The sequence below is a fragment of the Bacteroides sp. MSK.18.37 genome (assembly GCF_019129155.2).
Taxonomy (GTDB): domain Bacteria; phylum Bacteroidota; class Bacteroidia; order Bacteroidales; family Bacteroidaceae; genus Bacteroides; species Bacteroides ovatus.
Map to the genome: position 1 here is coordinate 652792 of NZ_JAHOIB020000001.1, position 12666 is coordinate 665457.

The window sequence follows — 12666 nt, forward strand, 5'->3', positions numbered from 1 at the left end:
ATATACTTAAATTAAATGTAGAATGATAGCAATAATAGCAACAGCAATTGCTTGCTTCATCGTAGGAGGAGTCCTTTCATATATACTATTCCGGTATGTACTGAAATCCAAATACGACAATGTCCTGAAAGAAGCGGAGACGGAAGCGGAAGTAATTAAGAAAAACAAGCTGCTGGAAGTGAAGGAGAAATTCCTGAATAAGAAAGCGGATCTTGAAAAGGAGGTAGCATTGCGGAATCAGAAGATTCAGCAAGCGGAAAACAAGTTGAAGCAACGTGAAATGGTACTTAGCCAGCGTCAGGAAGAAATCCAACGTAAAAAGATGGAAGCCGAAGCGGTAAAAGAGAACCTGGAAGCGCAACTTGTCATTGTTGATAAGAAAAAAGAAGAACTCGATAAACTGCAACAGCAGGAAATCGATAAACTGGAAGCAATCTCCGGATTGTCTGCCGAAGAGGCCAAAGAACGCCTGGTAGAATCACTGAAGGAAGAAGCTAAAACGCAGGCACAATCATTCATCAACGACATTATGGATGATGCTAAATTAACTGCCAGCAAAGAAGCTAAACGTATCGTTATCCAGTCTATCCAACGGGTGGCTACGGAAACTGCCATTGAAAACTCTGTTACAGTATTCCATATCGAATCGGATGAAATCAAAGGACGTATTATCGGACGTGAAGGACGTAATATCCGTGCTCTGGAAGCTGCTACCGGTGTTGAAATCGTTGTAGACGATACTCCAGAAGCAATCGTTCTTTCTGCCTTCGACCCGGTTCGCCGTGAAATTGCCCGTTTGGCCCTGCATCAGCTTGTGACTGACGGACGTATCCATCCGGCCCGTATCGAGGAAGTGGTAGCTAAAGTACGCAAACAGGTGGAAGAAGAAATTATCGAAACCGGTAAACGTACTACCATCGACTTAGGTATCCACGGTCTGCATCCTGAATTGATCCGTATCATCGGTAAGATGAAATATCGTTCTTCATACGGTCAGAACTTGTTGCAGCATGCCCGCGAAACAGCCAACCTTTGTGCTGTGATGGCATCGGAACTGGGACTGAACCCGAAGAAAGCAAAACGTGCAGGTTTGCTGCATGATATTGGTAAAGTGCCTGATGAAGAGCCAGAATTGCCACACGCATTGCTGGGTATGAAACTTGCCGAGAAATACAAAGAAAAACCGGATATCTGCAACGCTATCGGTGCTCACCATGACGAAACAGAAATGACCAGTCTCCTGGCTCCTATCGTACAGGTTTGTGACGCCATCTCCGGTGCACGTCCGGGCGCACGCCGCGAAATCGTAGAGGCTTATATCAAGCGTCTGAACGATCTCGAACAGCTGGCAATGGCTTATCCGGGTGTAACAAAGACGTATGCTATCCAGGCAGGACGCGAACTCCGCGTTATCGTTGGTGCAGATAAGATTGACGACAAGCAGACAGAAAGCCTGTCAGGTGAAATCGCCAAGAAGATCCAAGATGAAATGACTTATCCGGGACAAGTGAAGATTACCGTTATCCGTGAAACACGTGCGGTAAGTTTCGCTAAATAACGTAACGATTCAAAAGATGATTCATATAAGGGTGAAGAAATTCGCCCTTTTTTAATATCACGACTATGGGAAAGTATCAATTTGAGATTTGTACCAATTCAGTGGAAAGTTGCCTGGCCGCACAGGAAGGTGGAGCAGACCGTGTGGAACTGTGTGCCGGAATACCGGAAGGTGGAACAACGCCCTCCTATGGTGAGATCGCCATCGCAAGGGAAGTACTGGCTCATACCCGACTACACGTTATTATCCGGCCTCGTGGAGGAGATTTTCTGTATTCGGATATCGAAATCCGGACAATGCTGAAAGATATTGAAATCGCGCGAAAATTAGGGGCAGACGGAGTGGTATTCGGTTGTCTGACAGCAGAAGGTGAAGTAGACTTGCCAGTAATGCAGAAACTAATGGAAGCAGCTCAAGGGCTATCTGTGACTTTTCACCGGGCATTTGATGTATGCCGTAATCCACAGAAAGCTTTGGAACAAATCATCAAACTGGGATGTAACCGTATTCTGACTTCCGGCCAGCAACCTACGGCTGAACTGGGAATCCCCCTTTTAGAAGAGTTACAGAAACAGGCTGCCGGAAAAATCACATTACTCGCCGGATGCGGAGTAAATGAAAATAATATCGCACGCATTGCCGCAGAAACCGGAATCAACGAGTTTCATTTCTCGGCACGTGAAAGTATTCAGAGCGAAATGATATTCAAAAATGAAGCCGTCTCCATGGGAGGCACGGTACACATCAACGAATACGAACGAAACGTAACTTCCATACGAAGAGTAAAAGAAACGATTGATGCCGCTTTACATGGATAAATATGGCAGCAAGGGATGGGATATCGTCTCATAATAGTACTAATACAAGACAGAAATGGTGAACATACAGCCTTCAAGCCTTTTGTTCACCATTTCTTTTTTGCATCATTACCAACAGTATCTCAAAAAACTACTATACTTTTATTTATAAATATGGAATTATCGTAATATAAATACCAGTAATAATAGCCGAAGTAATTACTCCCGAGATATTAGCTCCCAAGGCATCTCCCAGAACAAATGAGTCCGGATTATCTTTGCTTACAATCTTTTGTGCAACCTTCGCGGTAGTGGGTACACAGCTAACAGCTGCAATGCCGATTACCGGATTGTAATTACCCCGTTTAATAATATACATGATATATCCTCCGATTATTCCTCCGATACCGGAAAGTAATAATGCTACAATACCTAATACTAGTAGTTTCAAGATCTTCGGATCGAGCAACAGATGTGCATCACAAAGTACACCGAGCAGTACGCCCAACATAAAAGTGGAACCATAAAGCAACGGACCACTCACAAAATCATAGATATGTTTCATACCCGACTCACGAACAGCAACACCCAGGAACAAAGAGAAAAACAAAGGAGAAGCTACCGGGAACAAGAAACAGAGAATAGCACAAAGAACAGCAGAGAAAGCCAGTTTTACTTTAGCATCGTAATTCTTCGGAGCTTTCTTTGTCACCATCTTAATAGCGCGGAAGCGTTTGGGAACCAACAGCTTTACCAAGTAAGGATAGCCTCCATACGTTAAGCCCAAATAAAGATAGGCAACCACCGTAATAGGAACAAAGAGATGCTTTGCCAATGCCAACGAAGTAAACAACACCATTGGTCCGTCGGCTCCACCCACCATAGCCACAGATGCACTTTCTTTCAGAGTCAGACCAAGAGCAGAAGCAATAGGTACTGTCAGAAAAGTGCCCAGCTCTGCGCACAAAGCCAGGAATATACTTGCAAATGGTTTCTGAAGCAGGAAGCCGACATCTAGAAGCGTCCCGATACCCATAAAGACAAAACAAGCTATCAGCCCGTTACTAAACGTCAGGGTATAAACAGGTTGCAGGAAATCTATCTGCATAGTATTCATTAATTGATCCGTATCTGAAAGCATCGGATCGAGAAAGAGATTACCCAGTGTACCGTCGGGCATAATGAGGGTTCCGCAGTTGATAGCTACCATTCCCAATCCCATCGGAATCATTACCATCGGTTCGAGTATACCTTTCCAGCCTAAATAGATCAGTAACAAACCGAGAAGTACTAAAAAAACTCTTGCAGAAGCAAGTACCCATCCGCTTGCCATCATTGTACCAATACCTTGAAACAAGGTAGCAAAATCTATATTTTCCATAAATTAGTTTTCTTTTATTGTTTGTTGCTAGTAAGTTTCTTTGAGTTCTTCTTATTGACATGTGCCTGCTCTTCTTCCCGAAGAAAGAATTCGCGGGTATCCTGTGAATAATAATAATTCATCAGATTATTTTCAGAAGCTCCCGGACTCACGCCATGATAATAGCCGGAATAACCAGTAAAGTTTCTGTCGATCCCCTTACTGTAATCTTCACGGAAATCTCCCAAAGCATCTTCATCTGCAATGGGAATCTGTCGGACTAATCTTTCCACCTTTTGCCGATGCTGACGCCAGCGTCGCAAACGGAGTAGCTCCAAACGGTGGGAACTATAAAAATCAAATGAATCGGCCGCATAGGCAATCAACTTAATGACCGCAGCGACAAAAAAACCGATGAGGAACGTAAGCCCCATCATCGCAAGAGTAGATAGTAATAAATGAATCATAGTAATATAAAAAATTAGGTTGTATAATCTTATTCAAAAAAGAAGAGGCGCCCAATGGTAAAACCATTACAAAATTTAGACACACATGAAAGTTAATCCCATTGGGCCTTCCTCATCACCATATAGAAGCAATCGGCGGATAACACTTGCCTGAAACCACTTCGGTATATATCCTTGCTTTTATACGACGTAACTCCCGTTTCACAACGGGAACACAATATTTTAATCCTTAAAGACAGACACATCAATATCCGTCCTTTGTTCCAAGTCATAGGAAATACATTCTTTGTTTTCCATGTTAACATGAATAAAACTAAGATAATAAATAAAGGAAATGATGGTAGATGGAGGATCTGAATAGGCACCTCACCTTACCCAAAGATAAGAATATAGTCTAAATAAGAATATGCGCCAATGTGTAAACGTAATACTTACACGAATATTTAGTGTAATTAACATCAAGGTCGGTATGCCCCAAACGATTCTCCGGAAGCATAACATTCAGAGAGCTCAATATCTGTATAATGACAGTATTGGTATTGAACTTCAGGTTCTTGAAAGGAACAATGCTTCTCGGAAAAGAGATATTATCAAAAATGCAGTCACTAACATTACAAGTGGATGTCTCGTCAACAAACTGCGAATGAGAATCTTTACCTGGCTTGTCGAAGCCGGCAGAAGAAACGCAACAGCATGACACTGCTTCATATCGCATGTCATTAGACGAGGTTTCAGTTTTTTTCTGAAATCCCTGCAATTCTTTATTGGAAACATTACTAAATCCCAATACAAGAAATGCACATGCTAATATGCAAAAAATGTACTTAGTCATAATTTGCTGCAAACGTAATCATTCTTTTCCGAAAAAACGCATTAAGGGCAAGAATTAACGATTATTGTATACCTCCTCTTTTCTATAACCCATGTACAACTTTCATCAATTGCTCACCCAAACCGATTGTATATCCTTGAGAAACAAAAACTACCCTATTAAATGTATCTGCAATAATAAACACCGGCAGAATAGAATTGTTTAAATTCATAGCCTGCACTATTTCTTTGCGGATGCTGTCATCGATATCAATACCGTAAGTGATGGTAGACGGTAGTCCTTTGAATTCGTCGGCATTAAATTTTTTGTATTGTTCTTCCGAAGGGAAAAGAAAGACCATCTTACGCCCCCATTGTTCGAAGTCATTGCCCAAAGCGGCTATATCTCTTAGTGCATGATTGGTAGGCTCCTGCCCTACCCCAAGAACAGCTACTACAAAATAGCCACGCCCACAGGTTTGCAGAATACTCTGTTTTGACAAAGATATCACTTTCTCTCCTATTCCCTCCACCGGTGCAAAAAGCGATTCGGAATTGAAATTACCGATAACAGCCACTTTTTCTCCGGATTCACGCAAATGATAAGGTACTTTGGTCGCTACAGGTTTGAATTCGTCTTTCTGTGCAGGTAATACAAAAGAAGAAATTCTCGCCAACACACCTCCATCAGCAAGCCTTGTGCCAGTAACCAACAAGTAATATCCGGTATCCAATGTCCCTATATATCGCAACTCGGGATGTTCTTCGTCACAGCTAATCAATTCTGGTCTGCCCTCCCGCAACCTGGAAATGGTAAACTTATTATAATACTTTACTCTCTTATCATCACGAGCAATTGCCTTACCGTCCTCATAAAAACGATAAATGCCTCTGGATGCCTCCACTTCTTCTTGTTTATCGAAATCAACTTCCACATATCTATTATCCCCCCATTCATCCTTTTCAGGATCCATATAGCTTATGCGTCCATCCATCTTTCTCATATCAGCAGCAATATTCAGGCTACGCGCCAAAGCCACAAAGAAAATATCCCGTGAAAATGAATCCGCCACCTTCGCACGCCAAACCCCTTCCGGAGAAATAGGAATACGCAGAAAGTTATTTTCCTCATCAATCGTAATATTACGGTTTACCCATTCAACTAAAGCTTGCGGATGATTTCGAAAGGTATCTATTTCCGTTTCGGAGAACTTAGACTGAAAGAACGATTTATAAGGCGTCAATACCTCCGTTGAAATACGGGGAGCAAGTATGTCATAAATATCTCCAACCGAAGCATCCATACAGCGCAAGGAGGGTATAACACAATCATATAAATAGTTAGGAACATCTTTCGTATTCAATAAATGATCAATCAATACTTCATAAGGTACATCACGAAGATCTTTTTTAGTAAGCACAGACAACAAAGCCGCTCCTTTCATTAATTTTCCCTGTCGGTCTGCCTCATTCAGAAAACGAACCAATACATCATGATTTCCTCTTGATTCCACTAAGAAAGAAGCCAGTGCCTTCCTTACAAACGAACCTGATTTTCCCTTCAAACAGGCTATAATGGAATCAGCTTGTTCCGCAGTCGGGAAAGTAGCGACATAAGCATTGCGAATCGAATCCTCCTGCATCATTCTCCGGTCATTCTCCGCCCGCTGCTCTGGCGTTACTTCCGGTAAAATAGGATTCTCAACAGGAGGAACGATATCAATATCCTCTTCAAATATATCTCCTTCCTTCTTATCAAGTGTCAATGTCAATTCCGGTTGCTTGCTGAAGGATAGCTTGGAAAAGCCGAATGTCCCTTTATCGGAAGCCCATACCAACATATCTCCCTTACCGGCCGTTAATGACACTTGACCACTGGCATCAGTATATTTAGTAGCCACTGTATAGAACTCCGCATAGTTATATACTTTAAACTCCACTCTTGCTCCGGTGACAGGTTGTCCATTCCTATCTTTCACCGTTACCAACGCTTTTGCGATTGGAGCATAATTCTCCGTTACATTGATTTCCGTATAATTCGGTGTCTCAAGCATGATCTCTTCCGGACCGTTGTAACGTCCGAAAACCTTGGTATGCATCAACATTCCCCGACTAGCAGGGGAATTAAACCATCCCAAGTTCAAAACCGGTTCCGGTTCACAGGCTCCGAAGAAATACCAATGTCCATCCGCCCATGCTTCCACCCAAGCATGATTGTCATCCGTATGCGCCCAGCGGGGCGTATACACTTGCCGTGCCGGAATACCGACCGCCCGGAGCGCAGCCACCGTAAAGGTAGACTCTTCGCCACAACGCCCATACGCTGTTTTGACGGATGCCAATGGTGAGCTGGTACGCGCGTCACTCGGACGATAGACTACTTTCTCGTGACACCAGTGGTTCACCTCCAATATCGCGTCTTTCATCGGCAGTCCCTTCACCCTGTCTTTTAGTTCATCATAAAACACACGGCGGGAATCATCCAGATTCTCGTTATTCACCCGGATCGGCAGAACAAAATGACGGAACACTTCATCGGGAATCTCTTTGCCCCAAGGCATCTCGTCACGTGTCTGCTTCGACAGCCGGACATTCTCCAAGTAATAATCTCCCGGATAGTCCGTCACATCCCCTATCGGCATATAAGCGTAGAGAAACATCAATGCTTCGCGCTCGTAGACTGACAAAATAGAATCGGCAAAGATTGCAAATAAATCTCCGTGAGGAAGTGCCTGTTTTTTCTGCTCAAAGTCTTGAGCTACTTGATTCCGGTAGGATTCTTCTTTGAGGAAGTGAGCATTGTTACAAGCAAACAGTACAATCGACAAAATCAGGACGCACAAAAGATGGGTGAATGTTTTCATATAAGTGTTTGGTTTATTCTATTAATAAGGTTGCTGACTGACAAAAATAGAAGAATATTTTCTGAATACCTAGATAAGTACATAAAAATGTGATAGATAAGAATAATATTGTCATTGATGGGAAAATCCGGGAATTTTGTAACAGGTTTGTAATATAGACCGTGTTCGAACCCTTATAAAAAGAAAATTCAAAAGAAAAAGAAGATTTTTATGTTTTACAGCATATAATTCGAAAACAATTTGTATCTTTGCAGTGTTATTAGAGAAAACAAGATGTAAAACCGCTCTTCAAAACGTGGAGGGCAAAAAAAGAGGAAACAAATTATGAAAAAGAATGCAAATGAAAAAATTATGATGTTACAGTACCGTATTAAACGCTATCAAGCAATGGGAAATGGTGCCATGTGCCAAACATTAAACGGTAAACTTCAAAAACTGCTGTCACAGCAGGTTGCCATGTAAATAAACACACTAATTATAATAAATAGAGCGAGGAACTTTCGAGTATCCTCGCTTTTTTTATACATTTGCAGAAGAAAGATAATAAAACACATTATGAAAAAGCTATTTATGTCGGTTGCGCTCCTCATATTGGTCGTAACCTCTTTTGCACAAACACCTGGTTATGAGTTCACAACCGTTGTATCTCACCAAGCAACGCCTGTCAAAGATCAGGGTTCCACAGGAACCTGTTGGTGCTTTGCCACCGCTTCTTTCATGGAGTCGGAACTGCTCCGAATGGGAAAAGGAGAATATGATCTCTCGGAAATGTTTATCGTCCGCCAAAAGTACATGAATCAGATGGAGGACAATTATCTCCGTCGTGGTAAAGGAAGTATCGGTGAAGGAAGTTTGGCACACACTTTCAAAAACGCTTATAAGAAAGCGGGAATCGTTCCGGAAGAAGTGTACACCGGATTGCCGGGCGATAAGAAAGACCACAATCACGGAGCATTGTCACGCTACCTCAAAGCATTGGTAGACGCAAATATTGAATCTAAAAAGCGTACTCCGCAATTTGATGCGCTTATTAATAATCTGTTCGATATTTATCTGGGTAAAGTTCCCGAAAAGTTCACTTATAAAGGAAAAGAATATACTCCTCAATCTTTCACAGAAAGTCTGGGATTGAATATGGATGATTACGTTGAACTGACTAGTTTCACTCACAAGCCTTATTATGAGACATTCTCACCTGAAGTTCCCGACAACTGGGAAAACCAGCCGATGTATAATCTTCCGTTGGACGAACTGATCGAGGCTATCGACTATGCACTGAACAAAGGATATACCGTATGTTGGGATGGTGACGTTAGCGAACAGGGTTTCTCTTTCAAGAACGGAATCGCCATCAATCCGCAAGTGGAGGATGTGAAAGATTACTCGACTACCGACCGTGCCCGTTTTGAGAAAATGCCTAAATACGAACGAATGGACGAAGTGTTCAAGTTTGAACATCCTTATCCGGAAATCAACGTAACACCGGAAATCCGTCAGGATGGTTACGAGAAGTTTGTGACAACTGACGACCACCTGATGCACATCACCGGTATTGTAAAAGATCAGAATGGTACTAAATATTATATCACCAAGAATTCCTGGGGAGCGGATAGCAACAAATCCGGAGGTTATCTGAATATGTCTGAAAGCTATGTACGTGCTAAAACAATCTGTGTGATGGTACACAAAGATTCTCTGCCTAAGGAACTGAAGAAGAAACTCGGTATTCAATAAATCGCATGAAATCAGCCCCGAAGGGAGATTGACTGTTTCATACATTTATTTATTCGGAACTCTCCATTATATTCATATAACAAAAAAAATAGGGCAACGAAGTATCACTACTTCACTGCCCTATTTTTTTGTTAACCTACTATATTAAATCCTTTGCTCTTTATTTCTTTTTCAATGTCACGTCGCTGATTTCTACAACGCCGCCTTTGTTCTGGGAAAGAATAGCCACATAACAATCTTTCAGAATAGCAGCATCATCGTCTGTATCAGACACTTCCAAGTTAGCATTTGCTTTCTTGCTGCTAATAGCATTTACCACTTGCCCCATATCATAATAAACCACTACTTTAGTCCATTTACCGGCATCTTTAATTTTAAAATTGTACTGTGCGCCCGAAGCATTTGGTTGAGCATCCGCGTCATAGTCTCTACGCATGAAGAAAGTAGTATTGTACTTGCCACTATCGTTCTTTTCCTCATTGGTCTGCTTGATGTATACACTGACCGGAGTTCCTGCTTCTTTAGCTTTTGCATAGAAAGTAAGAACATAGATACCTTTGTCCAAACCATCGGTAATACGTTGTCCCAGGAAAGCTTTATACCAAGAGAGATTCTTTTCGGCACCGGAGTTATCCAATTTCATTGCATTCGGATATTTGGCATCTCCTGTTTCTTCCCAGGCAATAGTAGTTACGCCGTCAGCTTCATTATTCATGATAAACCACTCTCCTGCGGTAGCTTTGTTGGCATTAGTCACTTTAGTCTTCACTTCAGTGGCGAATTTTTCGTTTTTTATCAGGTTCTGCGCACTTACGCTTACTCCTGCTAGGACCAAAAGGCCGGCAAATAACACTTTTTTCATCTTACTGTGATTTAATTGTTTATACTTTATTTTTTCTAGCTTTAAAAATCTATTTCATCCTACTTCACTTGTTGAATAACAAATCCATATTTACCAGTCACTTTCTTTTCTTCAGTCTTTAGTGTGATGCGGTAAATCTCTTTGCCCCATACGTTAGACAGGCGCGGATCATCCAGTTTGATTGTTTCCAGTTCGGCTTTAAACTGCGACGGATAGTTCATTTCTACCTTTTGTCCCTTTACTTCGATGCGGATTTTTCCGGCTGACGGGAAAGTCACATTGCCCCAAGTTAAAAAGTTCATTTGATTAGGAGCAATAGCCTCATCCAACGTATAAATATCACCAATAATAAGTTTTTTATCATCAAGAGCATAAGAGCGAACCCAGCTTTTCACTTTCGCTTCTGCCGGATAAGCAGTAGCTATATCCGTAGAGAACATCCGCTTCTTCTCATTGCAAACGGTATTGGTAGCTTTATACTCCTGCCCGAATTTCTGCGGTACTCCGTTAATCATCGGCAAGTTATGATAGTTGCTCTGCATGGTCCAGATGGTATAGCGGTCTTTACCGAACGTCTGTTTGGTATATGTACCTACACCGGCATCAATAATCACAGGAATTGTATTTACGTATAAAGAAAAGGTTCCTACATCGTTGTGGTTATGGCTTTCGTTATTAAATCCGCCTTTAGCGGCAACAAACATACCGTTCTTGTTCTTCATATAACAGAATTCCGTTTCGGGATACCAGGTTACATCCGGCATATCATGTTTCGGAGTTGCTTTTGCCAGCTCATTACAGCAAAGTAGAGATTGAAGCGAACGAAAAGCATCGTTGCCCATGGTAGCATACGGTTTTCTTCCATTCAACAAGTATGCGGCAAAGTGCATCATTTCATCGCTGTTTACAGCTTTACCGAAGCGATAGATTAACAAAGGATCGCCCCCGCCTTGTGCCGATGCATCAGCAAAATTCACCACCCAGCCATTGCCCACGTATGAGCGGGACATATATTCTCCCATCCGGCGAATCATCGGTTCATTGAACAGAGACAGTTTACCGCCTGTGCCATCAGAGAGTATCTGCAAATAGTCATAGAGCTTTCCGGCGGCATGTCCCCAGTAAGAGGTTCCCTCCTCACAGGCACCATCGGATTTCACGAAGTTGATAAACTTATCGACTGACTGCATGGAACGATAAACAGCTTTCGCCAACTTATCCTTATTGTTCTCCATCAGTAAGAAACATTGCAGGGCATTGGAGTTACACCAGGGATTCCAGTTATTGATGATTTCTCCCGGTTTCCAGTTAAAAGCCATCCACCACATTTCGTCGTCGTTCATATACGGATCGAGAATACGTTCTTTGATTGCTTTACGCATTTGCAAGGATACCACAGGATTGATTTTGTCAAATGGTTTACGGAAGAAATAGTGTACCCAGGCCATTAAAGCTCCGTATCCGCCTGAACCGAGGTCGATAATCTGTTCGCGGAAGTCGGGAAGTGAACGTTTGCTGCTCTGGCGGGGCAAGTGTGCGGATAGAACCCATGAATTCATTTCGCAGCTCATATATGCTCCGTTCAGTAATTGGTCGATAAAACGTCCTTTCCCTTCGGCCAGTTCGGCGAGCATCAAGGCGTTAAGTGCCTGGCGGTTGGCGTCATAAGGAACTTCCATTATTTTACGGTTACCGCTACGTTCGTATTCCAGATAAGCGGTGGCAGGTATCAGTTGCCATTTATAGTCGAGGAGTTTTTCACCGGCTTCGATGAGGCGTTGCTTATTGGGGCCCATCAAAGAATCCCAGGCGGCACGATCTGTATAAGCAGGATAAGGCATCCATGCTTGTTTCATTACCAACACGTTTTTTAACGTAGTTTCGTCTGCCGCTTTTTGCAGCATATTGCGTTCGGTGTAAGCGTTTGCCTTGAAAGAAAAACTTCCTAAAGCTGCTAGTAAAAGAACACAAAATAAATGTTTCATTCGATTCATGGTATTTTCATTCATTTAAGTATTGCAAAGATAACGTATCTGATAAAAAATGAGGTGAGTAAATCATACGAACCTGATGACAAAAAAGTACATACTTCAAAAATAGTACTCTTAATTGCTATATTTTAGGCTTTTAAGTCATTATAAAAGCAATTTAAGTCATTGTAGAAACAATTTAAGTCACTATAAAAACAATTTAAGTCACACGGAAACCGGGTTT

10 protein-coding genes are annotated in these 12666 nt (G+C 42.0%); 4 read left to right on the top strand and 6 right to left on the bottom strand.

Annotated elements, in window-relative coordinates; genetic code table 11:
* Positions 1 to 22 precede the first annotated feature (22 nt).
* Positions 23 to 1558 (top strand): ribonuclease Y, encoded by a 1536-nt coding sequence (gene rny, locus KSX81_RS02795; RefSeq protein WP_004313412.1) that lies wholly within the window; start codon positions 23 to 25, stop codon positions 1556 to 1558.
* 65 nt (positions 1559 to 1623) lie between these two features.
* The gene (locus tag KSX81_RS02800) at positions 1624 to 2376 is read left to right on the top strand and encodes a copper homeostasis protein CutC (protein ID WP_004320735.1); all 753 of its coding nucleotides are present in this window, start codon (positions 1624 to 1626) and stop codon (positions 2374 to 2376) included.
* Positions 2377 to 2521: 145 nt separating this feature from the next.
* On the opposite strand, the gene KSX81_RS02805 is transcribed toward KSX81_RS02800, so the two are convergent.
* The 4 genes from KSX81_RS02805 to KSX81_RS02820 form a co-directional block, all read right to left on the bottom strand.
* Entirely contained in the window at positions 2522 to 3736 is a 1215-nt protein-coding gene (locus KSX81_RS02805; protein WP_004308326.1) for a sodium ion-translocating decarboxylase subunit beta, read from the bottom strand.
* A gap of 14 nt (positions 3737 to 3750) precedes the next feature.
* The gene (locus KSX81_RS02810; RefSeq protein ID WP_004320737.1) at positions 3751 to 4182 is read right to left on the bottom strand and encodes a hypothetical protein; all 432 of its coding nucleotides are present in this window, start codon (positions 4180 to 4182) and stop codon (positions 3751 to 3753) included.
* A 394-nt stretch (positions 4183 to 4576) separates the two neighbouring features.
* Positions 4577 to 5014: a hypothetical protein gene (locus KSX81_RS02815; protein WP_044917977.1), complete on the bottom strand. Its 438-nt coding sequence runs from the start codon at positions 5012 to 5014 to the stop codon at positions 4577 to 4579.
* A gap of 82 nt (positions 5015 to 5096) precedes the next feature.
* Positions 5097 to 7856: a transglutaminase domain-containing protein gene (locus KSX81_RS02820; protein ID WP_217725775.1), complete on the bottom strand. Its 2760-nt coding sequence runs from the start codon at positions 7854 to 7856 to the stop codon at positions 5097 to 5099.
* A gap of 324 nt (positions 7857 to 8180) precedes the next feature.
* Here KSX81_RS02820 and KSX81_RS02825 point away from each other — a divergent pair, with 324 nt between their 5' ends.
* Positions 8181 to 8318, top strand: a complete 138-nt coding sequence (locus KSX81_RS02825; RefSeq protein WP_004301914.1) for a hypothetical protein — start codon at positions 8181 to 8183, stop codon at positions 8316 to 8318.
* Between the two features lie 93 nt (positions 8319 to 8411).
* Entirely contained in the window at positions 8412 to 9590 is a 1179-nt protein-coding gene (locus KSX81_RS02830; protein ID WP_032843934.1) for an aminopeptidase C, read from the top strand.
* A 160-nt stretch (positions 9591 to 9750) separates the two neighbouring features.
* Here the strand turns inward: KSX81_RS02830 and KSX81_RS02835 are convergent, their stop codons facing one another.
* Together KSX81_RS02835 and KSX81_RS02840 are read right to left on the bottom strand one after the other, a co-directional pair.
* Positions 9751 to 10452, bottom strand: a complete 702-nt coding sequence (locus KSX81_RS02835) for a DUF4627 domain-containing protein (protein ID WP_008645302.1) — start codon at positions 10450 to 10452, stop codon at positions 9751 to 9753.
* Between the two features lie 59 nt (positions 10453 to 10511).
* Positions 10512 to 12446, bottom strand: a complete 1935-nt coding sequence (locus tag KSX81_RS02840) for a heparinase II/III family protein (RefSeq protein WP_008645303.1) — start codon at positions 12444 to 12446, stop codon at positions 10512 to 10514.
* Positions 12447 to 12666 lie beyond the last annotated feature (220 nt).

Bases quoted from the DNA above. Each gene is read 5' to 3' on its own strand.
- KSX81_RS02805 (WP_004308326.1), bottom strand. From the start codon at position 3,736: ATGGAAAATATAGATTTTGCTACCTTGTTTCAAGGTATTGGTACAATG.
- KSX81_RS02830 (WP_032843934.1), top strand. From the start codon at position 8,412: ATGAAAAAGCTATTTATGTCGGTTGCGCTCCTCATATTGGTCGTAACC.
- KSX81_RS02825 (WP_004301914.1), top strand. From the start codon at position 8,181: ATGAAAAAGAATGCAAATGAAAAAATTATGATGTTACAGTACCGTATT.
- KSX81_RS02835 (WP_008645302.1), bottom strand. From the start codon at position 10,452: ATGAAAAAAGTGTTATTTGCCGGCCTTTTGGTCCTAGCAGGAGTAAGC.
- KSX81_RS02800 (WP_004320735.1), top strand. From the start codon at position 1,624: ATGGGAAAGTATCAATTTGAGATTTGTACCAATTCAGTGGAAAGTTGC.
- KSX81_RS02815 (WP_044917977.1), bottom strand. From the start codon at position 5,014: ATGACTAAGTACATTTTTTGCATATTAGCATGTGCATTTCTTGTATTG.
- rny (WP_004313412.1), top strand. From the start codon at position 23: ATGATAGCAATAATAGCAACAGCAATTGCTTGCTTCATCGTAGGAGGA.
- KSX81_RS02810 (WP_004320737.1), bottom strand. From the start codon at position 4,182: ATGATTCATTTATTACTATCTACTCTTGCGATGATGGGGCTTACGTTC.
- KSX81_RS02820 (WP_217725775.1), bottom strand. From the start codon at position 7,856: ATGAAAACATTCACCCATCTTTTGTGCGTCCTGATTTTGTCGATTGTA.
- KSX81_RS02840 (WP_008645303.1), bottom strand. From the start codon at position 12,446: ATGAATCGAATGAAACATTTATTTTGTGTTCTTTTACTAGCAGCTTTA.